The following is a 26,177-nucleotide window of genomic DNA, read 5'->3' as shown; positions in this document are numbered from 1 at the left end:
AGAAAAAATGATGGTTGAAAAATAGTAGCATAATCTTTTGTTTTTTGTCATTGTGTCAATTTATTTCAGTATTGGTTAGTATATTTTTAAAGCTGATAGTTGTTGGTTGTTTTTATTTTAATTTTAATGTAGTGAGGACAATCGATTGCACATTAGCTTGTACTTAAAACTGACTTTTTATACACTTTTTTGCTTCGTTTTCAGTCATTTATTTTGCTATCTTTGCTCATCCAAAAAACGACTGTTTATAAGAGAGTTAATTACCTAATTATTATGTCGCTAACTGTCTATAAGCGTTAACTTTTTGCACACATGAGCAATATACACTTCCAAGAAAAATTCGAAAGTCGCCACAATGGCCCAAGTCCAGTTGAAGCGAATGAAATGTTGGCCAAATTGGGCGTATCGTCAATTGACCAGCTAATTGACCAAACGGTCCCTTCTCAAATCCGCGCTCCAAAACCTTTAAATCTTCCAAAAGCATTGTCTGAGGTTGCTTATTTAAAGCGGATAGCGGAAATCGCAGAGAAAAATAAAGTTTTTAAATCTTTTATTGGTCAAGGTTACTATGACGTGATCCTTCCAGGTGTAATTCAACGTAATGTGTTTGAAAACCCAGGATGGTATACACAATATACGCCTTACCAAGCAGAAATTGCACAAGGTCGTTTACAGGCTCTGTTAAACTTCCAGACCGTTATTTCTGATTTTACTGGATTGGAAATTGCAAACGCTTCATTGTTGGATGAAGCTACAGCTGCTGCTGAAGCCATGTTTATGCTTTATTCAGCACGTAAAAACAAAGATGCAAATGTATTCTTGGTTTCTGAAAATGCTTATCCACAGACGATCGACGTATTAAAGACGCGTGCGCTTTCTTTCGGTATCGAGCTGAAAATTACAGCTATTCAAGAATCAGAATTGACAGATGATGTTTTTGCTGCATTTGTACAATACCCAGCAGCGGACGGATCAATCATTGATTACAAATCATTTGCTGACGCTGCACACGGTAAAAATATTACAGTATGTGCGGCTGCGGATCTAATGAGTTTAGCCTTGTTGACTCCTCCGGGAGAATGGGGGGCAGATGTTGTTGTTGGTAACTCACAACGTTTTGGTGTACCAATGGGATTCGGAGGTCCTCATGCAGCATTCTTCGCTACACGTGATAGCTTCAAACGTAATATTCCCGGACGTATCATTGGTGTAACTTCTGATTCAAATGGAAAGTACGCTTTACGTATGGCTTTACAAACTCGTGAGCAACATATCCGTCGTGATAAAGCATCTTCGAATATCTGTACTGCTCAAGCTTTATTGGCTATTATGGCCTCTTTCTACGCTGTTTACCATGGTCCAGAAGGAATCAAAAATATTGCATCCCGTATCAATGCTTTAGCAAATTTATTGGATCAAGCTTTACAGTCTTTGGGTTATACTCAATTGAATAACGCTTACTTTGATACATTACGTGTAGATTTAGGTGGACATGCTGGCGCTTTGAAATCTGAAGCGTTGAACAATGAATTGAACTTCTACTACAACGGTTCACAAGTTTCTATCGCTATCGATGAAACAACAACATATGAGGATATCAAAACGATCGTAAAAGTGTTTGCAAAAATTCAAGGCAAAACATTGAACGATGTAGATTTCGATACGCTAGAAGAAAACTTAAGCTCTTCGATTCCTGCGGAATTGGTTCGTACCTCAGCTTACTTAACTCATCCAAACTTTAATAGCTACCATTCTGAACATGAAATGTTACGCTATATTAAATCGTTGGAGGCGAAAGATTTATCGTTGTGTCATTCTATGATCCCATTGGGTTCATGTACAATGAAGCTGAATGCGACAGCTGAAATGACTCCAGTTACCTGGGCGAGATTTGGTGGATTACATCCATTTGCACCAACAGATCAAACTTCTGGTTACATGCAGATGATCGGTGAGCTGAACGATTGGTTATCAGAGATCACAGGTTTTGCTAAAATGAGCTTCCAGCCTAATTCAGGAGCGCAAGGTGAATATGCAGGTCTAATGGTTATCCGTGCTTATCATGAGAGCCGCGGCGATCATGGCCGTAACATCTGTTTGATTCCAGCTTCTGCACATGGTACAAACCCTGCATCGGCTTCAATGGCTGGTCTGAAAGTGGTGGTAGTGAAATGTGATGAACTTGGAAATATTGACATCCCAGATTTAAGAGCAAAAGCAGAAGAGCATGCTGCTCACCTGAACTCTTTAATGGTAACTTACCCATCTACACATGGTGTATTTGAGGAATCTATCATTGAAGTTTGTGAAATCATTCACGCCAACGGTGGTCAGGTATATATGGATGGAGCAAACATGAATGCACAGGTAGGTTTGACTAGTCCAGGCCATATTGGTGCTGACGTTTGTCACTTAAACTTGCATAAAACGTTCTGTATTCCACATGGTGGTGGTGGTCCAGGTATGGGGCCGATCGGTGTTGCTAAACACTTGGTGCCTTTCTTGCCAAACCATCAAGTTGTTTCTACTTCAGGAGAAGAAGGAATTACTGCTGTTTCGGCTGCACCATTTGGCTCGGCATCAATCTTGATTATCTCCCACGCTTATATTTCGATGATGGGTGGTGAAGGGTTGACTAACGCTACACGTACAGCAATATTGAATGCAAACTATATTAAAGCACGTTTGGAGAATGCCTACCCAGTACTTTATTCTGGTAGCAATGGTCGTTGTGCGCATGAGATGATCTTAGATTGTCGTGGATTCAAAAATGTAGGTATCGAAGTTGCTGATATCGCAAAACGTTTGATGGACTACGGTTTCCATGCACCAACAGTTTCTTTCCCTGTTGCGGGAACCTTGATGGTTGAACCAACAGAGTCTGAATCTAAAGCTGAATTGGATCGTTTCTGTGATGCATTAGTTGCCATTCGTCAGGAGATTGCTGCGGTTGAATCCGGAGATGTTGAACAAGCAAATAACGTGTTGAAGCATGCTCCACATACAGCAGCAGTCGTTACTGCAGATGAGTGGGATAGACCTTACAGTCGTCAAACTGCGGCTTATCCGTTGGAGTACGTAAGAGAGCGTAAGTTCTGGCCTTCTGTAGGTCGTGTAAACGACTCTCAGGGAGACCGTACATTGATCTGCTCATGTCCTTCTATCGAAGAATATGCCGAGGCGTAATAGTCTTAAAAATAATATGCTTAAAGCCTCTCCACATCGGAGGGGCTTTTATTTTTACTGAGAATTTAGAAACGGTCATTATATTTTTGTTATACAAAATATATTGACTTTTAGCGTGAGACGAATTGGGGCTAGGCAAATAAAGCATTATACTGTAAAAGGTTTAATCCAGACGAGTTTATTTGCAGGAGTCGAAGCAATATTTAAGGGTTTTCAATTAAGCCTTTATAAACCAATAGGATAGATACCAAAGAGTATATAAGTATGATGATCCCCAAACATTCTTAGATAAGTTCAGGAAAAACGAATAGGACTATTTTACGGCTATATTTTAAATAGTTGCGCCAATTAAATCATTTTTTTATCTTTCTAACGTTTTATCTAAAAAACTGATAATCATGAAAAGACAATTGAGCATAATGTCCCTATTATTGGGCGCAGCTATTTTGATCACAAGTTGCGGTAATCGCAACGAATCCAAGGATGGTGCAGGAGATGATAATGAAACAAGTACGGGAATCTCGGATGTGGTTAAGGGGGTATCTAATCTAGATAACCTGACTGACGGTGCAAAGAAAATGGAAGAACTCCAGACCAAACTAAAATCTGAAAAACCATTGAGTTCGGACGAATTAAAAGCATTTCTCCCAGAAAGTTTAGACGGTTTGAAAAGAACATCTTATTCTGCCGGCTCGATGTATGGCGTCAGTGTTGTTTCTGGCGACGCAACCTATACTGTTGATGATCAAAAGGATATTAAAATAAGCATTATTGATGGTGCCGGTGAGACCGCTTCGGCTATCGTTAGCCTTGCTCAAATGGGTTTTATGGTCGATTCAGAAAATATTACTGATACAGAAGTAGAGAAAACGGGTGATTTTGAAGGAAAGCGTGCAAAGACAATGGATAATAAAGGTGTAGAAGGTTCGACACCAAAGAGTTCCGAAATCAGTTACCTAGAAAAAGATCGTTATTTGATCACACTAAGAGGCAATGGGTATAGTTTAGATGAGCTGAAAGCATTCATGGGTAAATTGAATGTAAGCGCTTTAAAATAAAATATCGATACGTTACATCGATCTCAAAAAGTCCAGCTATTCCGTCTGGACTTTTTTGATGATCAGCTACTCGTGTGCGGTAAATCGCTCAAGAACAACTGGTCATTTCATTGGAGGCGCCTCTGAAAAGAAAGATTATTGTATCATTTTAGGGTACAATCACACCGATATCCTATTTTGGAAGTATATTTGTGTTGAAACATTTCGATATGAGGATAACATCACGATTCAATCTTTTTATTATTGCAGCATTGATCACATCTTGTGCTGGCAATAAATATGCTAAGACCGAAAAGGTATATAAAAACCAAGCAAAAGAGTTTTCTAATTTGTATCGCCAGTCTCCTGTATCTGGGCAGTTGGAGAAAGTAAATGTCAAAGATCAGCAATGGATCGCCTCCATCAATTTTGGTATCCGAAAACCTAATTTTGTCGTCATTCATCATACAGCTCAGGATTCGTTAGGACAAACAATCCGTACCTTTCACTCTGCGAAAGCAGGTGTAAGTTCACATTATGTTGTGGGGCGGGATGGTAAGGTGGTACAGATGGTAAATGATCTATACCGGGCCCATCATGCAGGTTTGGGTAAATGGGGGAATGATACTGATCTGAACTCCTCATCGATAGGTATCGAGTTGGATAATAATGGGACGACAGACCCCTGGACGGATGCACAGATAAATGCGTTGATTCAGCTGCTGAACTATTTGAAAAATACCTATAAGATTCCACAGGCAAATTTTATTGGACATATGGATCTGGCACCTTCGCGTAAAAATGACCCATCACGATTCCCTTGGAAAAAATTGGCAGATCAGGGATTTGGCTATTGGTATGAGGAATTTTTAGAAACGCCACCAATCGATTTTAATCCAAAAATGGCTTTGCGTATTATTGGCTACGATGTCCGTAATCTGGATGCAGCCATAAAGGCTTTTAAAATTCACTATATTCAACAAGATGTGAATACTGCATTTTTGAATGAAAACGATCTAAAGATTATGTATTCCATCTATAAAAAATACTTATAGTGGTTTCTTGATCTGTATAAAAATGAGAGGAGCAATTTGTGATAGAATTGCTCCTTTTTATTTGAAGGGCTAGCAGACCCTAGAGCTTCTATTAGCGTGCTGTTGATGGCGTTTGGCCATGATAAGGATGGCGTCGAAGTCCTTCTATCTCCATAGGGCTTTTTTGATAATCCTATTTCTTGTATTTGTCCCAATAGGTTTCAAATACACGTTGATAGATGAGTTTGAACCAAGGGGTAAATTTCTCCGGAAAGTGCGCGATCTCATCTTCGATCTGCTGCTGATCCATATATTGTATGGCTGCTACTTCTGCAACATTAAAATTAGACTCACCGTTGAATTTTCCAATAAGCACGTGATCAAATTCATGTTCGGTAAGGCCATTGTCAAACTCGGCTTTGTATACAAACGAAAATGAATCATATAGGTCTGATGCCTTGATCCGGAGTTCTTCCATCAGACGACGTTCGGCAGCATCTAAGTTGCTTTCGCCAAGCCGTTGGTGAGAACAGCAGCTATTAGTCCATAAACCGCCGCAATGATATTTGTCCAAAGCCCTTTGCTGCATGAGCAACTGACCCCTGTCATTGAACAAAAAGACACTGAAAGCTCGATGTAGCAAACCCTTCTCGTGAGCTTCGTATTTTTCCATACTCCCAATGACACTGTCATTGGAATCGACTAGTATTACATTTTCTTGCTTCATAAGGCTCAAACATAAATATAGTCCAATTTAACCAAATTGGACTATATAATAAATTATCGCGAAGATTTGTGTTATACGGTTTTTACAAATTTCTCGTCGTAATTTTCAATATCAATGATATAACCGTTTTTAATTAAGAATTCAAATAGCGGTTTGGCTTCTTCCGAAACGGGCATATTTTGCGTTGTGATGATTTTATTTTCCTTTTTCAATAGATATGGATAAGCATAAAGCTTTACATTCTTATTGAACATACCTGATATGTAGGATAATAATTCGTTGGTGTAGAGTTCTTTATTGTAATTGTCCGAATTGAAGATGTTCTTTAAGTTATAAACGTTCGTTGCAATCCCGATATTTTTTGGCTTGAAGTTGCTTATAAACTCGGCTAAATGGTTGTTTCTACGGAAGTTGCTGACGATAATGTTATTGCCTGTAGCACATAATTCATCTGCTCTTGACGCAAATTCCTGTAGATCTTCATCTGTGATCTCATGTGTATCTTCCAATACATTACCCATTAACACCTCAATCAATACAATGGTATCGTTGTCTGTTGCCCCTGTATTTTTCTTAAACTGCTCGACAGCAAGGTTAAATAAGTCAAAGTTAGGAAGTGATTTCTGGCGGTATTTTGTGCGAAGTAAGATGATATTCTTTTTGTACAAATAATCCTTGATCTGTACCGCTTTACCATCAGGTTGGAAAATAGCAGCCTTTGCAAATCCTTTGGCAATGAGATATAAGTTGATCAGTCGTTGGCTGACATTTTCAAACAAAGGACCGTTTAACTTAACTAAATCAATTTCGACAGATCCGACAGATAAATTATCGACCAAGGATTCAATTAAGGTCTGCACATTTTCTGTATAGTAGTAAGCCGCAAACAGCAGGTTTACACCGATAATGCCCAGTACTTTTTGTTGCAGCTGATTGTCACTGTCTAAAAGTCTGACGTGGACAATAATATCATTTGTCGGGCCACCAACCTCGTGCTGAAAACGTAGACCAATCCAGCCATGAGGCTCATTGGTTTTGGTGAAGTTAAGCGTGGTAACAGTGTCCGCAAAGGCAAAGAATTTTTTGTTGCAATACTTATCACCATGTAGTCGTTGCGTCAGCAGGTTAAATTCATGGGAAAGCATCTTTTTTAAGCGGGTTCTGCTGACATATCTGCCGTCTTCTTCCTCACCGTAAATCGCGTCACTAAATGCCATGTCATAAGCCGACATTGTTTTTGCAATTGTGCCGGATGCGGCCCCTGCATTGAAAAAGTTTCGTGCGACTTCCTGTCCAGCACCGATCTCAGCGAAGGTTCCATAAATCTCAGGATTTAGATTTATTTTCAGGGCCTTGCGCTTGGTTTCAAAAATTTCTCTTGCCATAGCACAAAGGTACAAAAATCAAAAGTCTAGTGAAAATTAAAGTATGAAAGAGAAAAACAGAATAAAATTAGGCTTGTTTTAAAACAAGCCTAATTTATTAAAAGCATAGAATAATGCGCTGCTGTGTAATGCCTGACTAAATTTGTTTTCCAGCAACATTGTTTTCGCTTCCTCAAGTGGGATAAGAAAAACCTCAATCTCCTCGTGTTCGTCCAAATCTTGTTCCTGAACTTTCTGTCCACCTGTCATGAGATAGGTATATGTAATGTTGCCACTTGTCGCGGGATTGGCATAGAGGCTCGCAATCTCTTCAATTTTATCAAACTCATATCCCGTTTCTTCGAGCATTTCCCGGACTGCGGCGTCTAGCGGATTTTCTCCCGGCTCAGTTGTACCAGCTGGAATTTCCAATGAAATGATACCTGCACCATGACGGTATTGCCGGATTACTAACAACTCATCTTGTGCAGTGATGCCGACCATATTGACCCAATCCGGATATTCCAGGACATAATAGTGGTCATTAATTCGCCCATCGGGTAGTTCGCATGTATCCCTGCGTAATGTTGCCCAAGGTTCCTTACAAATATATTCGGATGATAATCGTTTCCATTTTTCCATTTATCCAACAATATCTTTCATCATACGGTCTACTTTTTCTTCCAATGTATTTTGAAGACTTAGGTAATCACTTTTATCATGAAGCGTCCCCTTAACGGAGCAATAGAATTTGATTTTGGGCTCTGTACCGGAAGGTCTCGCTGAAATCACGTCACCATCTACAGTGATAAACTGTAAGACATCCGACTTTGGAAGAGTAATTTCGCTTTTACGGCCTGTTTTCATGTCCGTTGTTTGGGAGAGCTCATAATCCCGAATTTCTTTGACTTCGATTCCGCCGAGTGTGGTAGGTAGATTTTGGCGTAGGCCCGCCATCATCGCTTGAATTTCCTCAGCTCCAGCTTTTCCTTTTTTTGTTAAGGAGATCAATTTTTCCTGATAGCAGCCAAACTCTTGATAGATATCTAATAACACTTCATAAACAGTCTTGCCTTTTGACTTAAAATATGCAGTCATTTCCGCCAAGAATGCACATGAATTAGGCGCATCCTTATCCCGGACTAAATCGCCGACTAAATAGCCATAGCTTTCCTCTCCACCGGCAAGATATTGTGCTGAGTCGCCTAGTTTTGTCATCAATTCGCCGATATATTTAAATCCGGTGAGTGTTTCATAATGAGCAACATGGTAATGGTTTGCAATGTCCGCTTGAAGGTTACTGGTTACAATCGTTTTCACAATATAGGGATTGTTGCCCAATTGCTTTAGATCACTTTTTGCACTCAGCACATAATAGATTAACAAGCTGCCAATTTGATTACCATTGAGTAATTGAAATTGCCCCTGACTGTTTTTAACCGCGATCCCAACACGGTCCGCATCTGGATCGGTTGCTAAAACAAGGTCCGCGTCAATTTCTTCCCCTTTTTTCTTCGCTAGGGCCATGGCGTCCTCCTCCTCAGGGTTAGGGTAGATCACTGTAGGGAAGTTCCCATCTGGCGTCGCTTGTTCGGTGACCACAGTAACGTTTTCAAAGCCCCATGAAGCAAGCATTTTTGGAACGATCGTGATTCCGGTACCATGTATCGGAGAATAAACTATTTTTAGGTCCTTCTGTGCCTGTACAGCCTCAGGGTGTATACTTAATGCTTTGTTGGCTTCAATATAGATTGGATCAATTTCTTCTCCAACAGGAATAATATTTTGTGTATTTCCTTCAAATCGGATGTCTTTGACGCTGGCAATAGCATTGACCTCATCGATCACATTTTTATCATGGGGAGCCGTCAATTGGGATCCATCGTTCCAATAAGCTTTATAGCCATTGTATTCTTTAGGATTATGTGAAGCTGTCAACATAACCCCACTTTTACATCCAAAATGGCGGATGGCAAAAGATAGCATCGGTGTAGGACGTAGTTCGTTGAAAAGATAAACCTTAATGCCGTTTGCTGCAAACACCTGGGCAACAAGCTGACCAAAGGACTGCGAATTGTTACGGCTATCGTAGGAGACAGCTACTTTTATTTCCTGATTTGGAAACTGTTTTATGAGATAGTTCGATAATCCTTGTGTCGCTTTCCCAATCGTATACTTATTCATGCGGTTGGATCCCACGCCCATAATCCCTCTTAAACCGCCTGTTCCAAACTCAAGATCCTTGTAAAACGAATCAATAAGCTCTGTCTCCGCTTGATCATCTATTAATTTCTGGACGGAGGCTCTTGTTTCCTCGTCATAACTGGAGCTTAACCAATCGTCGATTTTCTCTAGTATGTCTTTATCTAAATTTCCCATGATCGTTAAATATGGCTAAATGTAAAAAATTATTTTATGCATCACAACCTGCATAGGCGCGGTCTATAACTGTAATATACCACTTTTCCCCCTCTTTTGTTACATGAAAAACAAAAGGTTCTTCGCTTTCGTTGGAAGTCATGATCGCTCGGTAGCTTCTGGTTTCTATATTTCTTAATCGCTGTAATTCGGTTCTATTGATTTTTGCATCTAAAATCTCATTCATGAATTTGGCTGTTTGTGACAGTTCATTCGGACGGGACTTCTTATCATAGAAAAAACCTAGTTTGTCCCATTTCATTGTTCCACAGTCAAAAGCAGGTAGTTTTTCTGCTTTTAGAGGACCTTTGTAACTCAGTTTTTCATACGAATGATATTCTGGTACTGGTTTGGAAAAGTTAAAATTACTTTGATGTACATACGAATCCAATGCCCCCGGACGATAGATAATATAGATCCCTAATTTTGGATGGATATAGTTGTTGATTGTTTTACTGTCTTGATCGGTATATGCTTTGGCAATTTTTTCCAATACTTCTTCAAGTGTTTCAGCATCCTCTTTCTTCACTTCTTTTTCGATCGTGTCCAGTTTGCTTATAGTATCCAAAGGGATAGAATCCTGGGCAATTTTTACTGCCTTGTCTTCTTTTTTATTGTTTCTACAGGAGATCACACCTATGGAGAGACAGATAAGAACAAAGAAAAAGAGATTTCTCATGTGATTTTCGTTTATTATATATTATTTTTTTGAAGTCAAGTTTTCGATGATCGACTTTAATATAGACCGTGTTGACGGCAGCCACCATTGCTCGAGAATAGCCTGAATGGTTTCTTCTCTATTTTCGCGCAATTTAAGAATTATTTCTTTTCTGAAGTTTAGTTTAGAAGTCTGCCAGGTATTTTGATTAAACTGCGTGATCTGTCTTATCTTCTTTGCGGCGGTATTAAAAAGTATATCCGCTGGAACGACTTCATCCACTAAGCCCTGTGATTTTGCTTCCTGAGGAGAAAGCAGTTTTCCCTCGAGGAGATTCTGATAAGCATGTCGTTTCCCGATCCAAAAAGCATAAAGTTGAAAGATACTTTCAGGAACGATAAGCCCAACAGGTATTTCATTAAGTCCTATAACAAAATTACCCTCAGCCATGATTCTATAATCGCAACATAAGGCAAATACACAACCTCCAGCAGGGCTATGGCCAGATATGGCGGCAGCTATCGGTTTAGGGAAAGAGGCCAGTAGCGAGGTTGCCTCTAAAAAAAGATTCCAGAATTCCCGGATTTGATCCTCGTCATATCCGAACAAGGTTATTAGGTCAAGACCAGCACTAAAAAAGTTCTCCTTACCAATAAGGATCGCCCCACGCACGGCATCGTTTTCTTGGCTAGATTCCAATGTCTCTATAAGCTCTTTCAATAGCTGTGTATCGATGGCGTTAGACTTTCCCCGATCTAAAAAAATACTTAAAATATGGTCTTCTATTTTGGTTTTGATATGCTCCATAACGAATTTATATAAATTTATAACGGTTTGTTCGGGTTGCTATTGTGGTTTTACTTCTATTAAATATTCAAGATGGGCAATTTTACCCTCCATGTCAATTCCTTCGACGGTAATTTTATAAGTTCCGGGTTCATCAGAAGTGAAAAAATCAAATTTGGTTTTTCCATTTTTCTCTGTGACCAAATTAGGCTCCCAGGCGATGGTTGTTCTTAGGTCACGCCTAAGTTCCTGCTTTTGTGTGGTATTATATTGTGGTTTGAAAAAACTACGGTTTACATGCAGTCCTTTGGGCACAATAGTGACAATTCCGGTCGGTGTATAGGATGCTGATAGAGCATCGCCAGATTTACTCGTAATGACCAATACCCCATTTCCGCCATACATACCATAAATGGCGGTATTACCTATGCTTCTCAGCACCTCGATACTCGCGATATCCTGAACATTAATCATGCTGATCTGATCAGCTTCAATGTACATGCCATCTAAAACAACTTGCATTGGACTACCCCCGTTCATTCCCATCGATCGGGTACTGTAAGGGACTCCATTTCTGAAGATCACGCCTACCAGTCTCCCTGCGAGACATTGCTCCAGGGTTGTGCAGGTCGATAGATCTTCGGCAGATATGACCTGATCTGCATGGCCGGGGCCATTGAGATTTCTTGAATTTTTGTCTGCTTTATTGGTCCTTACCCTGTTCACCTGTACTTCCTCCAATTTAATACTTTTTTGAATAATACCAGCAGCTTCCAGTTCCGTCAAAAATTGCTGGCTACCTTTGAGCTGATCGATCAGTTTGCTGTTTACATCATTCGCGATCAATGGCTGGTCTTTGCTTTCATTAACTGCAGGAGCTGTGGTCTCGTCGACAAGTATATCGACCCTATTCTTTTCCTTCGGACCATTTCCGGTTACTATAAATTTAATACTGTCGGCGAATAAGAGGTCCTCAAAAACAAATCGACCATCATTATTTGTCAATGTATCTATACTCAGCATCATATTGCTGGTTGGTACTAGGGTCACTTTAGCATTGGGAACGACCGCTTTGCGCCCAGTTTTCTTTACGGTTCCCGAGATCGTGAGACCTTTTTCTGGTGGATACAGATTATTGGTTGGAAGGAGAGAATTCTTCCAATCCAATATACGCCAGCCTTGGATCAACATGAGGTTGTCAAGCTCACTAAACCGAATGTTATTTAGATCTTCAAAATAATAATTGGGCCGCTCTACAAAACCACGGAGATCGGATTTGAGTAGAAGCTCCGAGATTATGGAAGAATAATATTGGTCAGTGGTAGAGTCGACTTTACTTAGATTGACTACAGCTGCCGAGAGTGCCGCTATTTTTGAGGTATCGCTACTGCCTTCTTTAACGGAGAGGTTTGCGATGACCTGGTCTCTCGTCGCAAAGGAGGATTTATTTAATTGGATCGCTATTGGAAATATTGTTTTAGGAGCATTGTAATTAAAGACGAGCCTCTCGATGATGGGAGCCATCTGCTCATTAAGTACAGACAGTTGAATCACACCCGAAGGAAGATCCTTTTTGGGAATGTTGAATAGAATCTCCGGTCCATTTAACTTTTGCTTTACAGCATGCAGTACGATGCCGTTATATTGTGCGATTAGATAAACCTCTTTGCCGGTTACCAAATCGTTAGTGGAGGATAATTGGGCTGCAATCTTGTCTTTTAAACCCGAATTTACGGTCAGTACATAGCCTGAGGCTGCTACAGGAGGCAGTGGGGTGCTTACCGAATTTCCATCTGGGAAGATTGCTGTGGCAATATATTTTTTTCCAGTGCTTAGAATTAGCGGCATACTTCCCATACCAAGGGTATTGGTCTCAAATTCGATGATCGGCGCTTGGTTTTCCTCCCCGATTTTGATTTTTGATTTTATACCCAAGCCTGCGGGGCTAAGCACTTTGACTCCAGTTTTACTCAAGATATTGTTTACTAATTCACCGCTTTCAGGAAAAATCTGGATACTGTTTTGCTGATTTGGATTTGGGATAGTAAAACTCTTTAAAACACGTCTTTTATCTGAGGACAGGAATTGCAATGTTAATAGCCCGCCTTTAAAGTTATCTTTGAGTTCAAGTGCTATTGTTCCATTTTCATTGGATTTTAGCCGTCCAGTCTTTTCCTTTTGGCCATCTTGTTTGAGGGCATAGCTTACACTACTGTTTATTAGAGGTGCTCCTTGAATTGTTTTTAGATTGATCTGGAAGAAATTTTCATTTCCATTTTTAAGGAATGTGCTTTGGGTTATGACATTATCTGCTCTTCCGTTGGTAATAGGGATAATGCGCTCATAGAAATTGGATATGGAATCATTTTGCATCCAACGGGTGTACGCTCTAATTCTATACGAACCCTCTACGAGGGTGTCAGATAAGCTGAAATCACCAATGCCGAGCCCTAATGTTAGTGGAATTTTGATGCTCTTGATGACGTTATTTGTTGGGGAGATTAATTCGATATTGGCGATTTTGCTGATATTGCTCAAGTAATTGAAAGGTGCGGTGGTGCAATACATTTTGAACCAAATATTTTCACCGGCTGAATAGTCATTTTTGTCTAGGTGTAGATAAATTTTTTCGGTTACATGATTTTCATGGTAAGACTCCAATTTCTGTAACGTTTGATCAATTTGAGCGAGCGCCCAGAAAGGAAGTAATAGGCAATTGACTAACAACAATATTCGAGCGTACATATGACTAATGTTTCTTGAAAATTAGAAAATATTTTTCCTTTAATCAACTTATAAATCAAAATATTATCGAATTGGAGAAGTTAAATTATTTGTATTGATGCTTTGGAGTTCTTTTAAGCCGGAAAATAAATTTAAAATCCGTTTTTGAACCATCTTATGCCTGAAAATTAGCATAAAAAAAATATCTTTGTGCTATGAATATCCTAATAATCGGTTCCGGAGGTCGTGAATCTGCCTTCGCCTATAAGTTGTCGAAAAGTCCACGTTTAGGTCAATTATTTATTGCTCCAGGAAATGCTGGTACAGGAGCATATGGCCAAAATGTCAATATTAAAGTTACTGATTTTGAAGCTATAGCATCCTTTGTGTTGGAAAATGCTATCCAGATGGTAGTCGTAGGACCTGAAGAGCCATTGGTAAAAGGTATTCATGATTATTTTTTGAACCGTGCAGATTTGAAAGATATTCCAGTAATCGGCCCGCAAAAGGAAGGAGCCCAATTAGAAGGCTCAAAAGATTTTTCGAAACAGTTTATGGATCGACACGGCGTACCTACCGCTGCATCACGTTCTTTTGATGTCGCGTCATTGGACGAAGGATTGGTGTATCTAGAGAGTCAAAAGTTGCCGATCGTTCTTAAAGCTGATGGTCTGGCTGCGGGAAAAGGTGTTTTGATCTGTGAAACACTTGAAGATGCCAAAGCTGAATTGAAAGCTATGATTGCGGATTCCAAATTTGGAGAGGCCAGCCGCGTCGTTGTCGTTGAGGAATTTTTAAAAGGAATTGAGCTATCGGTATTCGTATTGACAGATGGAAACTCCTATAAGGTATTACCTTCTGCGAAGGACTATAAACGGATAGGTGAGGGGGATACAGGGTTAAATACAGGTGGAATGGGATCTATTTCTCCAGTACCTTTTGCTGATGAAACATTTTTGAATAAAGTGGAAGAACGTATCATCAAACCAACTGTCGAAGGACTGAAGAAAGATGGTATTCCCTATAAAGGCTTTATTTTCATCGGTTTGATGAATGTTGAAGGAGAGCCATATGTCATTGAATATAATGTTCGTATGGGTGATCCTGAAACAGAATCTGTATTGCCACGGATTGAATCTGATCTGTTGGATCTGTTGGAAGGCGTTGCGCAAGGAAATTTGGACCAACGTTCTTATACGGTTTCTCCAAAAACAGCTGTTACGGTGATGTTAGTGGCTGGAGGTTACCCCGGAGCCTATGAATCTGGAAAAGAAATCGCGAATATGGAAAACGTCAAGGAATCTATTGTATTCCAAGCAGGAACCAAGGAGCAGGACGGTAAGGTTGTCACTGCCGGTGGACGTGTGATCGCTGTTACGACATTACAAGACTCACTTTTTGATGCTCTTCAACAGGCTACTGCTGATGCCGGAAGAATTTATTTTGAAGGAAAATACTTCAGACGTGACATCGGTTTTGACCTCATCTAAAAAATATTTAAAATTATTTTTGTAATACTGATTTTAAGGTCTATATTTGCAACTCCAAAAACAAGAAAGCTTTTGGAGTTGCATTACAAATGGCCCGTTCGTCTAGGGGTTAGGACGCAAGATTTTCATTCTTGAAACAGGGGTTCGATTCCCCTACGGGCTACAAAAAAAGCAAAAAACCTGCAAATCAAAATTGTAGGTTTTTTGCTTTTTTCAGTATCTATAAAGCCTATATTGATTCCCAAGGAAAAGTGAAGAATAACCTTCATATGCAATTTCCTATCAAAAGATAAAATTCCAGCTAAGCATTTGAGCAGAGTGCTTTTTCCTGAACCATTGCGTCCTTTGGTCAGTATATTCCTTCTCCGAATTCTACATCTCCTATCAGAAAGGCTAGGTGATTCCCCTAAAATTTCTTTAAATTATTTATTTTAAGCATCTGGCCTTTTTTAAGATTTTCGCACTACGGTTTACATTCAATCTGGAATAATGACACATGGTACCGCTCAAACCTTTATCTTGCCTAAATGCAGACTGTCTGTATTACCTCCACCATAGCTCTTTACAAAAAATATATACACTTCATAAGTCGCTTCCTTTGTATGTTCTGGAATATTAACATCCTGTTTGCCAGATATCAAGCTATTTTTCGAGTCGTTCATCAAAAGTGGAAATTCAGCCCCATTATCTTCTGCACTATATAGGATTAAAAAGGAATCGTAAGACCCTGTGTCAAACTTCTTTTCCAGATAGGCATCATATTCCCAGGTAATCTTGAGCACTTGGTTTTCTTGATCGAAATCCATCGTGTAAGAAGTGATGGGATTGGGGCTTCCTTTGGCAATCATAAATTTCTGCCAGTCAACTACAAAACCGTCTTCTTTCTTGATAAGTGCTTCGTTCAGATTATAAGACATGGCGACATCGTATGCCCGCTTAGGATAGCTGTACGCCTTATAACCAAGATTGATGACGGCATTTAATAGGCTAATATGCGACCTCACAATTTTGAAGCGTGTTCTACTGAGCAGCTGTTCAGGAGTGGGCTCCCGTTCTTTAACACGTGGGAGAGAACGCACATAATTTCCTGTTTTCGTTAACACAAATACAACGGAACCTGCCTTCCCAGAAACAGTTCCATTTACGCCATTTTTGATTATTGCCATAACTAACTGATTATAAAGCTGATAGTCAAGATAAGCATTAAAGCTGGAACATCCTAATACCAGATTATACCTAATAACAATTTTCAATCAATGTTTAGACAGTGATCAGTCACTGGTTATTCAATCTATACTGAGCGATCACTGAGCAAGCACTGAACGAGTACTGAACAAATACTGTGAAAAGACCAAATTTGATCACTAGTTGATCCCCATGTGTTGTCCCTAAAAGTATCGACAAAAGAAACTAACATTCATAAAGAAAAGGATCCAAGATTTCAACTGGGCCGAAATAAAATAAATCTACTTTTCAAGGACTCTATATCAACTAGCTGATGGCCTGTACAGAAAGAATAAATTCTTAATAGTCTAGTTTATAGACTATTGGATTATGGGTGTTTTGGTTTGATACAAATGCGCAGATTATTGAGATAATTCGATAGTCTCAAAAATTTTACGTTCCCTACTTTTGAATAATCAATTATAAAGCAGAACATCTTAGAGAAATATCGGAAACCGAAATTTAAGAAATATCCAACAATTTTTTTGAACGAAACAGACAGTACAATGCGAATGATCAGTAGAATGGTTTGAAGTAACTATTAAACGGGGAACAGGGAAGTTTCTAATAAAACATCAAGCCGTGCCATGTTCGGAATTTGAAAAAGGGAAATAGAAAATAATAGAAAAGTAATTTAAATAAATTGGGAAGACTTTGAAGCTATTGCAATAAAGTCTTTTTTAGCTGTCAAAAGCTAATACCATTTAGCTTTAATTTTAAATAATCAATTATGTGTAAATTTTTAAAAGGAGTTTGCCCTTCAAAAGGGCGGGCATCGATTCGTTCGTCCTAAAATTACGATACCAAGAAAATTAATTAAATCCCTGAGATACCTCCAAGGAGAGAAGCCTAAAGATAAAATATCCGGAAGTGGTCCACGGGGATACTGAAAAGAAGTATTTGAAATAAATTCTAACCAATTAATAACTTATGAGAAGAAAACAAGTAGCGAGTAGAACCTTGTGCCAATTTGGTAGACTCTGGGTCTTTATGATTCTCACCTTTGGTCTTTGGGCCTGCAAGAACGATACAACAGCAATTATTGGAGAATCTAAGCCTTTTGATCCTACAAAACCAGTCGTCGTGTCTGATTTCAACCCAAAGTCGGGGGGTATGGGACAACGCTTAATTATTTATGGGCAAAATTTCGGAAATGATCCGAAGAATGTTACTGTGCTTATAGGTGGACAACAAGCAATCGTTATTAATGCTTTAGGTGAGTCATTGTATTGCCTTGTCCCCAAACAGGCTTTCGAGGGCAATATCGAAGTGCGTGTTGGCGGAGCCGAGAAACCTGTCATCGGCCGGGCTGAAGCAAAGTTTGATTATAAACGTAAGCTTGTGGTATCCACACTCGCCGGCTACAGGAATGCCCGCGGTGACGAACCTTGGAAAGATGGTAAGTTTAAAGATACTGACCAAAATAAAATGGCCAGTGGTTTTTGGCTCTCCTCTTTTATGAGGTTTGACCCTACGAATCCCAAACATCTGTGGGTGACATTTGATGACAATAATGGCCTTTATCTGGTTAATTTTGAAGATAGCACGATTACCAAAAAACGCTCCGATTTTAACCGCCCACGTAGTGTAGATTTTTCGGTAGATGGGAAATATATGATTGTGGCGCAAGATCGGGGCGGAGAGAATGATGAGTCTACCCTATTGTTTTCCCGTGCAAAGAGCTTTCTCGATAAAGAAGTACTGACCAAAAGTAGACAATGTAATGGGGCCTCCATTCACCCAGTTAATGGAGAGATGTATTTTAACAGTTATGCGAAGGGAGAGTTCTTCCGGTTTGATCTCAATCAGTATTTCACGGATAAAACGGTAAAAGCTGAGCAGTTATATGTGATTCAGGATCCGGAGTGGGAATATCGGGCCTTGATTCATCCGACTGGAAACTACGCGTATATTTTGGTGATTAACCAAGGCTATATTATGCGTGCGGACTACAATTGGGATAAAAAGCGGTTTAACCAACCCTATTTAGTTTGCGGTAAAGTCCGTGAATCTGGCTATAAAGATGGGGTCGGATCCTCAGCCCGTGTCAATCAGCCCTACCAAGGGGTGTTTGTCAAAAATCAAGCCTATGTGGAAGCAGGTAAGCCTGACGTCTATGATTTTTATTTTACAGACCTTATGAATCATGCCATTCGTATGCTTACGCCTGAAGGTGCTGTAACAACTTTTGCCGGCAGAGGTAGTTCAAGCCTGAATACTAATCCTTACGGTTATGTTAATGGAGATCTAAGGGCAGATGCTCGTTTTGATCGACCATCAGGTATTGCTTATAATGAAAAAGAACAAGCTTTTTATATCGGAGACCGAGAGAATAGGCGAATTCGTAAGATCGCACTGGAAGAAATGGATGAAAATGACCAAGATTAACCTGTGATAAGATGATAAATAAAATATTACTAACATGTATGGCGCTTCTCAGTTTCAGCTGGAGTGTGTTCGCACAAGAAATTGTTGAAGTATCAGGTGTCATTGTTGATACTCAGAAATCCCCATTGGTCGGTGTCAGCATCGCTGTGAAAGATGCCCCCGGTCTAGGGACGACCACGGATAGCAAAGGTAACTATAAGATAAAGGTTGAGCGTTACAAAACACTTGTGTTCTCTTCTGTTGGCTACCAAAAACAGGAAGTACTTGTGAAAGATTCACCTATCATTGATGTGAGCTTGAAAGAATCGGAGACCAGTGTATTGGATGAGGTGGTGGTAACAGGTACGGGAACTCAAAAGAAGCTGACTTTGACGGGGGCTGCAAGTGGAGTCGATGTAGAAACGATGAAAGCCAACCCGACTTCAAGTATAACGAATGCACTTGCTGGAAATGTACCAGGAGTAATGGCGATGATGCAGTCTGGTCAGCCCGGTAGAAATATCTCCGAGTTTTGGATACGTGGTATTTCTACCTTCGGTGGCGGTAGTGCCGCTTTAGTTTTAGTAGACAATGTCGAGCGCGATATCAATGATATAAATATCGAAGATATTGAAACATTTACAGTGCTCAAAGATGCAGCGATGACCGCAATTTATGGTTCTAGAGGTGCAAATGGCGTTATCCTGATCACAACTAAACGCGGGAAAGAGGGGAAAATCAACATCAATTTTAAGGACGAAACCATTTATAATACACGTACAATTACGCCTGAATTTGAGGATGGTGTAACTTATGCTAACTTACTAAATGAGGCCCGAATCACACGAAATTTTGAACCTATTTATCGTCCTGAAGAGCTGGAAATCTTGCGTTTGGGATTGGACCCAGATCTTTATCCCAATGTCAACTGGAAAGATCTGTTGTTGAAAGATGGTGCCATGACCTACCGGGCAAACCTCAACATGACTGGAGGTGGGGCTACAACGCGTTATTTCGTGTCGGGAAGCTATATAGATGAGGGTGGTATGTATAAAACGGATGAAACACTGCGCAACGATTACAACACAAATGCTAATTATAAACGTTGGAATTACCGTTTGAATGCAGATATCAACGTGACCAAAAGCACCGTATTGAAAGTTGGCGTCGCGGGATCACTGGACAAACGGAATAGCCCAGGCCTGGGTGATCAGGATCTGTGGGGTTCTTTTTTTGGATATTCTCCGATCAGTACACCAGTACTGTATTCCAACGGCCGTGTACCAACAATAGGAGATGGCAATAAGATCAATCCATGGGTCATGTCAACACAGTCCGGATTCAATGAAAATTGGCAAAACAAAGTGCAGACCGATGTCACAATCGAACAGAACTTTGATTTTATTACCAAAGGTTTAAGACTTAGAGGGATTGTCGGCTTTGATACCTATAATAATAACAATATCACGCGTATTAAATTGCCTGAATTATGGCATGCCGAACGTGCGCGTGATGAGAATGGAAATCTGATTTTTACGCATAAGGCTAATCCCAGAGAAATGGAACAGGGAGGGTATTCTGAGGGAAATAGACGGGAGTTTTATGATGTCATGTTTAATTATGATCGCAAAATTGGAGACCATAATTTGGGAGCAGTAGCACGTTTTACAAGAGATGCTTTTACCAAAACAGTTGATTTGGGCAATGACATCAAAAATGGTGTCTCACGACGTAACCAGGCATTAGCGGGAAGATTAACCTATAATTGGAAGTCGCGTTATGTTGCTGATTTTAATTTCGGTTATACGGGTTCGGAAAACTTTGCCATGGGACAACAGTATGGCTTTTTCCCTGCTGTAGCGGCAGCATGGAATATCTCCGAGGAGCCTTTTGTCAAGAATAATGTTCCTTGGCTGAATTTGCTTAAAGTACGTTACTCCTGGGGTAAGGTGGGAAATGACCAACTTAAAATAGGTGATAACAACGAACGTTTTCCGTATTTGTATACGATTGAGGAAATCTGGCGTAGAGATGATAGGGGTAACCTGATTCTGGATAGTAATGGTCAGCGGATTCCCGCAGGGGGTTATCAATGGGCTGACTATGGCCTAGATCGTCCCTATGGCGGTATTCGCTATAGTCAGGTGGCTTCGCCCTACGTAACATGGGAAATGGCTACCAAAAATAACCTGGGTTTGGATATCGCTTTATTTCGCGATAAAATTGTCGCCAACTTTGATTTTTTTGATGAAAAACGTACTGGCATCTATATGGAACGAAGATTTTTGCCAAGCATGGTTGGTTTGGAGAGTATTCCAAGAGCGAATGTGGGTGGCGTAAAATCGCGTGGTTTTGACGGACGCTTGGAATATAAACAGAAGATCGGTGAATTGAACCTTACAGCACGTAGCAATATCACCTATAGTAAGAACGAAATTACGGCAATTGATGAGGAAAATAACGTATATGGTTATCAAAATCAAAAAGGCTATCGTGTGGATCAGTCTATAGGATTGATCGCTTTAGGCTTGTTTAAAGATTACGATGATATTCGCAATAGCCCGAAACAACAGTTTGATAATAATCCCCCCAATTATCAGCCCGGAGATATAAAATATAAAGATGTCAATGGAGATGGCATAGTGGATGATGGTGACCGGGTGGCCATAGGAGCAACGCGGAGACCTAATTTGGTTTATGGTGTAGGTGCTTCTGTGAGTTGGCGGGGATTTGACCTTAGTGTCCATTTCCAAGGATCAGGGAAGTCTACTTTTTCGATTTATGGAAAAACGGTGCAAGCCTTTCGTGAGGGCGAATGGGGGCAGGTAATGAAAGGTGTCATGGGCGATAATCGTTGGATTTCTGCCGACATATCAGGCGATCCGTCGACCGAAAACCCAAATGCATCTTATCCACGTTTAAGTTTTGGAGACAATATTAATAATTTCAGAGAGTCAACATTTTGGTTAAAAAACGGACAATATCTTCGTTTGAAAACCCTGGATATTGGATATACACTGCCAAAACATCTGACCAATCGGATCAAGGCCAATAGTATTCGCCTATTCCTCGTCGGTTCAAATTTATTGACCTGGTCAAAATTCAAACTTTGGGATCCGGAACTGGCAACACCAAGGGGTGAGGATTATCCCTTACCTAAGTCATTTACATTTGGCATCAATATTAACCTATAAAATTAGAAAAAGATGCAAAGAAAGACATTATATATTGCGTTGATGCTCGTTTTGGGCACGAATGTGATCTCATCCTGTAAAAAGGATTACTTAAAATCCGACCAATATTTTAAAGATCGGATCACCTTGGAAAAAACATTTAAAAGCAAGCTGTATTCGGAGAAATGGCTGGCTCATGTATTTGAAGAGTTTAAAGGTGAAAATGCTGATGTCGCCAGTAAAGGCCTGACACCGCACTGTTTCGCGGATGATATGTATTATGGTGATCGGGACAAGGATTACGATCCATCAAAAAATGAACTGTCCTATAATATGTTTAAAATGGGTTTGTATACCGAAACGGATAAACAGGGGACATGGACTCAATCGTATCGCGGGATTCGGAATGCTTCGACCTTTATCCATAATATCTACATGAATACTGAGATGTCCGAGGCCGAAATCGTAGATTATCGGGGGCAGGCGCGTTTTGCGCGGGCTTACCTCTACTGGTTATTGCTCCGTAAATATGGACCAATTCCGATACTACCCGATGAAGGCCTGGATTATACAGATAGTTACGAAGAACTAGCTATTGCGCGAAACACCTATGATGAGTGTGCTGAATTCATCAGCAACGAACTATTAACCGCCGCGAAAGAAATGGAAGCCCTTGGGATGAGACGTGGACAGGATGGTTCTAGCCGCCCTTCTGTGGGGGCAGCATTGGCAGCGAGGGCTAAGGTGCTCCTGTATGCTGCAAGTCCATTGGCTAATGGGAATAATTCAGGTTACGCTGCCCGGTTGGTAGACAAGCAGATGAAACGCCTGTTGTCTGCCGATTATAAAGAAGAGAAATGGGCAAAGGCGGCAGCCGCTGCACGCGATGTCATCGAACTGGGAGTATATCGGCTTTACACCGCACCTTTTCAGGAAACGGGTGATGATGCAACAGTCAAACCTCCTCAGGATCATAATTTTTCGGATAAAAGCTGGCCAGCAGGTTGGGCGGACATTGATCCTGCCAAATCATATGCAGAGGTCTTTAATGGGACATTGACTGCTTCGGGTAATCCGGAGTTAATATTTACCCGGGGTAACAACCAGCCGAATGAGGGTATCGACCAAATGGTCATCCACCAGCTGCCGCGTTCAGCAACGGGATGGAATACACATGGACTGACACAGAAGCTAGTGGACGCCTACTATATGAATGATGGTACGGATGTACCGGGTAAGGATAAGGAAATCGGCCGTGGAAATGGTTCAAATCGTGTCAGTGGTTTTGTGACTCAGGAAAATTATGACAACAAAAAATACAGACCATTGCGTCCCGGTGTGTCCTTGCAATATGCAAACCGAGAACCGAGATTCTATGCTTCGGTGGCTTATAGTGGAAGTTTTTGGACACTGCTTAATGAAACAAAAGAGGAAAACCGCAATAAACAAATCTTCTATTATAGCGCTGACCCGAAAGGAAACGGCTTTAATTCAGCGAATGGCTATTGGTTGCGTACGGGTTTCGGGGTTAAGAAGTTTGTTCATCCCAGTGATACTTATGAAGGTGGAGTTGGCTCTCGTATTATTCCTAAGGCGGAGCCAGCCATCCGTTATGCAGATGTATTGTTGATGTATGCTGAGGCGCTAAATGAATTAAGCGGTTCGTATACGATTCCTTCTTGGCGTGGAGCAAGTTACTCGATCAGCCGTGACATTGCCGAAATGCAAAAGGGTATCCATCCTGTCCGCATCCGCGGAGGTGTGCCTGATTATTCGGCCAGTATATATGGGAATAAGAATGAACTGCGCAAAACATTGAAAAGGGAGCGCTTTATTGAGCTTATGGGCGAAGGCCAGCGCTACTATGATTTACGTCGTTGGATGGATGCGCCTGTTGAGGAAGCATTGCCGGTGTATGGCTGTAACGTTTTGATGAACGTAGAGGAACGTGACCTTTTCTATCAGCCCGTCGCGATCTGGACCTTAAAGACAACCTTTGCCGACAAAATGTGGTTTTGGCCGATTAGCCATACCGAACTTAAGCGCAATAAGAATTTGACTCAAAATCCTGGATGGACTTATAATGATTAACCAAATATGCATTTTATGAACAAGTCATATATACAGTTGTTGTTCCTCACTTTACTTGCTGTCTGCAGCTCTTGTAATGATGAATGGAAAGAGGAACAATTCGAACATTACATTTCTTTTAAGGCTCCCTTGGAAAGTGAGGGCGTCGCGAATATCTATGTTCGTTACAAGGATGGGCAAAAGACGACCTTTATGCAGCCGCTGGAAGTCAGCGGATCGACAACCAACGATAATAATCTTTCGGTCAAGGTTGGAGTGGATGCTGATACATTGGGCGTGCTGAACTACGAGCGATTCCAAACGAGGACGGATTTTTATTACAAACAGCTCAGTACTAACTTTTTCGCGATTCCATCAGCGGTGGATATCAAGTCTGGGGAAAATACCGGATTAATGGCCATTGATTTTACATTGAAGGGTATTGATATGACCGAAAAATGGGTACTTCCCTTGACTATTTTGGATGATCCAGGGGCTAAATATAAGGTCAATCCCCGGAAGCATTATAAAAAAGCACTATTACGCATCAACCCTTTTAACAATTACTCCGGGACCTATAGCGGGACAGCCCTGAAGGTTGTTATGGAAGGACATGAAAATGAAACCCCGATCGTAAAAAGTCAAATCAAAAGTTATGTTGTCGATGAGAATACGATCTTCTTTTATGCGGGTAATATAGATGAAGAACGAAAGGACCGGAAGAATTATCAAGTTTTTGCAACATTCAATGACAAGGGTGGGGTAAGCTTTCGTGCCGTAAATCCAAATATGAAGTTCGTCGTCAAAAAAGATGCAAGTTATACTGTTTCAGAACAGATGGACGCCGTCCGTCCTTATTTATTGCATCGTTATATCACAATCAATAATGTGGATTATGAATTTACCGATTATACGCTTGTTTCTACTACGGCGATCAAATTCAAGGTTTCTGGTTCATTGATTTTGGAGCGTCAGCTCAATACACAGATTCCAGATGAGGATCAAGCCATTGAATGGTAAACTTTATCAAACCATTCGGCGAGCTATTGGTTATATCATAAGGTATAAAAAATAGTAGTTATGATTGGTATAGTAGGTGGCCTAGGTCCTTATGCAGGCTTGGATATAGCCAAGAAAATTATAGATGAAACAGTGGCAAGTTCCGATCAGGAACACTTGCCACTGTTATTGTTTTCCTGCCCTAATTTGATTCCAGATCGTTCCGCATATTTATTGGATAAATCGAAGGAGAATCCAGGAAAGGCAATAGCGATGATTTTAAAACAACTGGAACAGGCTGGCGCAACGATTGCGGCAATTCCTTCGAATACAGCGCATGCAGAACCGATTTTTTCAGTTATTCAGGATGAGATGGCATGTTTAGGGAATGAACTGAAGTTGCTTCATATTGTCCATGAAACAGTTCGCTTTGTTCATGAAAATTATCCAGAGAGTACAATAGGTGTGTTATCGACCGCTGGTGAACAAGCCTATAGTCAGTATCGAGAAGCTTTTATGAAAAAGGGATTTCCTATTGTGGAGCCAGAAGGGGCAGAGAAGGAAAAGGTAAACAATGCTATTTACGATAAAGATTATGGTATTAAGGCACAACCAGCACCCATAGCCAATAAGGCAAGAGAAGATTTACTAATGGCGATGGATGACTTGAAAAAACAAGGTGCTCAGGTGATTATTTTGGGATGTGCCGAATTGCCGTTGGCCATTCCCGAAAAAGATCATAATGGAATGGTTGTAGTTGATCCCAATAGGATTCTTGCCCGGGCACTTATTCAAGCGGTTGCTCCTGATAAATTGAAAGTGCTCTAAGTGAGTTTTTTGTCAAATTGGCAGAATTTTTAGGGAAATGCTTGTTGGTATGAGTTTTGTCCTCTGATTAATAGTTGTTTATATAACAGGGA

General features: G+C 40.5%; 17 protein-coding genes and 1 tRNA gene. 10 read left to right on the top strand and 8 right to left on the bottom strand.

Features of this window, described 5'->3' with window-relative positions:
- The first annotated feature begins 312 nt into the window (after window positions 1-312).
- The 3 genes from gcvP (at window position 313) to DFQ12_RS22105 (ending at window position 5,278) form a co-directional block, all read left to right on the top strand.
- On the top strand, window positions 313-3,186 hold the full coding sequence (gene gcvP / locus DFQ12_RS22115; RefSeq protein ID WP_120261242.1) for an aminomethyl-transferring glycine dehydrogenase: 2,874 nt from the start codon (window positions 313-315) through the stop codon (window positions 3,184-3,186).
- A 398-nt stretch (window positions 3,187-3,584) separates the two neighbouring features.
- Window positions 3,585-4,244: a hypothetical protein gene (locus DFQ12_RS22110; protein ID WP_120261241.1), complete on the top strand. Its 660-nt coding sequence runs from the start codon at window positions 3,585-3,587 to the stop codon at window positions 4,242-4,244.
- Between the two features lie 209 nt (window positions 4,245-4,453).
- On the top strand, window positions 4,454-5,278 hold the full coding sequence (locus DFQ12_RS22105) for an N-acetylmuramoyl-L-alanine amidase (protein WP_120261240.1): 825 nt from the start codon (window positions 4,454-4,456) through the stop codon (window positions 5,276-5,278).
- Window positions 5,279-5,450: 172 nt separating this feature from the next.
- On the opposite strand, the gene idi is transcribed toward DFQ12_RS22105, so the two are convergent.
- The 7 genes from idi to DFQ12_RS22070 form a co-directional block, all read right to left on the bottom strand.
- Window positions 5,451-5,984 (bottom strand): isopentenyl-diphosphate Delta-isomerase, encoded by a 534-nt coding sequence (gene idi / locus DFQ12_RS22100; RefSeq protein WP_120261239.1) that lies wholly within the window; start codon window positions 5,982-5,984, stop codon window positions 5,451-5,453.
- Between the two features lie 71 nt (window positions 5,985-6,055).
- Window positions 6,056-7,369 (bottom strand): nicotinamide mononucleotide adenylyltransferase, encoded by a 1,314-nt coding sequence (locus DFQ12_RS22095; protein WP_120261238.1) that lies wholly within the window; start codon window positions 7,367-7,369, stop codon window positions 6,056-6,058.
- 78 nt (window positions 7,370-7,447) lie between these two features.
- Entirely contained in the window at window positions 7,448-7,990 is a 543-nt protein-coding gene (locus DFQ12_RS22090; protein ID WP_120261237.1) for an NUDIX hydrolase, read from the bottom strand.
- Window positions 7,991-9,727 carry a phospho-sugar mutase gene (locus tag DFQ12_RS22085; protein WP_120261236.1) on the bottom strand — a complete coding sequence of 579 codons (1,737 nt, stop codon included), beginning with the start codon at window positions 9,725-9,727 and terminating at the stop codon, window positions 7,991-7,993. It abuts the gene before it with no gap.
- 34 nt (window positions 9,728-9,761) lie between these two features.
- Entirely contained in the window at window positions 9,762-10,445 is a 684-nt protein-coding gene (locus tag DFQ12_RS22080; protein ID WP_147420463.1) for a hypothetical protein, read from the bottom strand.
- A 21-nt stretch (window positions 10,446-10,466) separates the two neighbouring features.
- Complete coding sequence (locus DFQ12_RS22075; RefSeq protein WP_120261234.1) at window positions 10,467-11,231, bottom strand: enoyl-CoA hydratase/isomerase family protein; 765 nt, start codon at window positions 11,229-11,231, stop codon at window positions 10,467-10,469.
- A gap of 39 nt (window positions 11,232-11,270) precedes the next feature.
- Entirely contained in the window at window positions 11,271-13,955 is a 2,685-nt protein-coding gene (locus tag DFQ12_RS22070) for a carboxypeptidase-like regulatory domain-containing protein (RefSeq protein WP_120261233.1), read from the bottom strand.
- 194 nt (window positions 13,956-14,149) lie between these two features.
- Here DFQ12_RS22070 and purD point away from each other — a divergent pair, with 194 nt between their 5' ends.
- A complete protein-coding gene (gene purD / locus DFQ12_RS22065) occupies window positions 14,150-15,424 on the top strand; it encodes a phosphoribosylamine--glycine ligase (RefSeq protein ID WP_120261232.1) in 1,275 nt (424 codons plus the stop codon).
- Window positions 15,425-15,515: 91 nt separating this feature from the next.
- Window positions 15,516-15,587 (top strand) — tRNA-Glu (locus DFQ12_RS22060).
- 343 nt (window positions 15,588-15,930) lie between these two features.
- Here DFQ12_RS22060 and DFQ12_RS22055 read toward each other — a convergent pair.
- A complete protein-coding gene (locus DFQ12_RS22055; RefSeq protein ID WP_147420462.1) occupies window positions 15,931-16,590 on the bottom strand; it encodes a DUF6266 family protein in 660 nt (219 codons plus the stop codon).
- Window positions 16,591-17,578: 988 nt separating this feature from the next.
- On the opposite strand from DFQ12_RS22055, the gene DFQ12_RS22050 reads away from it, so the two are divergent.
- The 5 genes from DFQ12_RS22050 to DFQ12_RS22030 are packed head-to-tail and all read left to right on the top strand — an operon-like array spanning window position 17,579 to window position 26,085.
- The gene (locus DFQ12_RS22050; protein ID WP_120261230.1) at window positions 17,579-19,036 is read left to right on the top strand and encodes an IPT/TIG domain-containing protein; all 1,458 of its coding nucleotides are present in this window, start codon (window positions 17,579-17,581) and stop codon (window positions 19,034-19,036) included.
- A gap of 11 nt (window positions 19,037-19,047) precedes the next feature.
- Complete coding sequence (locus tag DFQ12_RS22045; protein ID WP_244211820.1) at window positions 19,048-22,209, top strand: SusC/RagA family TonB-linked outer membrane protein; 3,162 nt, start codon at window positions 19,048-19,050, stop codon at window positions 22,207-22,209.
- Between the two features lie 12 nt (window positions 22,210-22,221).
- Window positions 22,222-24,279 (top strand): RagB/SusD family nutrient uptake outer membrane protein, encoded by a 2,058-nt coding sequence (locus DFQ12_RS22040; protein WP_120261228.1) that lies wholly within the window; start codon window positions 22,222-22,224, stop codon window positions 24,277-24,279.
- A 15-nt stretch (window positions 24,280-24,294) separates the two neighbouring features.
- Window positions 24,295-25,278, top strand: coding sequence for a DUF4973 domain-containing protein (locus tag DFQ12_RS22035; RefSeq protein WP_120261227.1), 984 nt, complete (start codon window positions 24,295-24,297; stop codon window positions 25,276-25,278).
- Window positions 25,279-25,338: 60 nt separating this feature from the next.
- A complete protein-coding gene (locus tag DFQ12_RS22030; protein WP_120261226.1) occupies window positions 25,339-26,085 on the top strand; it encodes an aspartate/glutamate racemase family protein in 747 nt (248 codons plus the stop codon).
- The last annotated feature ends 92 nt before the right edge of the window (window positions 26,086-26,177 follow it).

This window comes from Sphingobacterium detergens (genome assembly GCF_003610355.1).
GTDB classification, from domain to species: domain Bacteria; phylum Bacteroidota; class Bacteroidia; order Sphingobacteriales; family Sphingobacteriaceae; genus Sphingobacterium; species Sphingobacterium detergens.
Note: the sequence above shows the minus strand (reverse complement) of the source record. Positions and strands in the feature narration are given on the sequence as shown.

What these genes read in the sequence shown, in the direction of transcription:
- gcvP (WP_120261242.1), top strand. Translation starts at nt 313, where the DNA reads ATGAGCAATATACACTTCCAAGAAAAATTCGAAAGTCGCCACAATGGC.
- DFQ12_RS22110 (WP_120261241.1), top strand. Translation starts at nt 3,585, where the DNA reads ATGAAAAGACAATTGAGCATAATGTCCCTATTATTGGGCGCAGCTATT.
- DFQ12_RS22105 (WP_120261240.1), top strand. Translation starts at nt 4,454, where the DNA reads ATGAGGATAACATCACGATTCAATCTTTTTATTATTGCAGCATTGATC.
- idi (WP_120261239.1), bottom strand. Translation starts at nt 5,984, where the DNA reads ATGAAGCAAGAAAATGTAATACTAGTCGATTCCAATGACAGTGTCATT.
- DFQ12_RS22095 (WP_120261238.1), bottom strand. Translation starts at nt 7,369, where the DNA reads ATGGCAAGAGAAATTTTTGAAACCAAGCGCAAGGCCCTGAAAATAAAT.
- DFQ12_RS22090 (WP_120261237.1), bottom strand. Translation starts at nt 7,990, where the DNA reads ATGGAAAAATGGAAACGATTATCATCCGAATATATTTGTAAGGAACCT.
- DFQ12_RS22085 (WP_120261236.1), bottom strand. Translation starts at nt 9,727, where the DNA reads ATGGGAAATTTAGATAAAGACATACTAGAGAAAATCGACGATTGGTTA.
- DFQ12_RS22080 (WP_147420463.1), bottom strand. Translation starts at nt 10,445, where the DNA reads ATGAGAAATCTCTTTTTCTTTGTTCTTATCTGTCTCTCCATAGGTGTG.
- DFQ12_RS22075 (WP_120261234.1), bottom strand. Translation starts at nt 11,231, where the DNA reads ATGGAGCATATCAAAACCAAAATAGAAGACCATATTTTAAGTATTTTT.
- DFQ12_RS22070 (WP_120261233.1), bottom strand. Translation starts at nt 13,955, where the DNA reads ATGTACGCTCGAATATTGTTGTTAGTCAATTGCCTATTACTTCCTTTC.
- purD (WP_120261232.1), top strand. Translation starts at nt 14,150, where the DNA reads ATGAATATCCTAATAATCGGTTCCGGAGGTCGTGAATCTGCCTTCGCC.
- DFQ12_RS22055 (WP_147420462.1), bottom strand. Translation starts at nt 16,590, where the DNA reads ATGGCAATAATCAAAAATGGCGTAAATGGAACTGTTTCTGGGAAGGCA.
- DFQ12_RS22050 (WP_120261230.1), top strand. Translation starts at nt 17,579, where the DNA reads ATGAGAAGAAAACAAGTAGCGAGTAGAACCTTGTGCCAATTTGGTAGA.
- DFQ12_RS22045 (WP_244211820.1), top strand. Translation starts at nt 19,048, where the DNA reads ATGATAAATAAAATATTACTAACATGTATGGCGCTTCTCAGTTTCAGC.
- DFQ12_RS22040 (WP_120261228.1), top strand. Translation starts at nt 22,222, where the DNA reads ATGCAAAGAAAGACATTATATATTGCGTTGATGCTCGTTTTGGGCACG.
- DFQ12_RS22035 (WP_120261227.1), top strand. Translation starts at nt 24,295, where the DNA reads ATGAACAAGTCATATATACAGTTGTTGTTCCTCACTTTACTTGCTGTC.
- DFQ12_RS22030 (WP_120261226.1), top strand. Translation starts at nt 25,339, where the DNA reads ATGATTGGTATAGTAGGTGGCCTAGGTCCTTATGCAGGCTTGGATATA.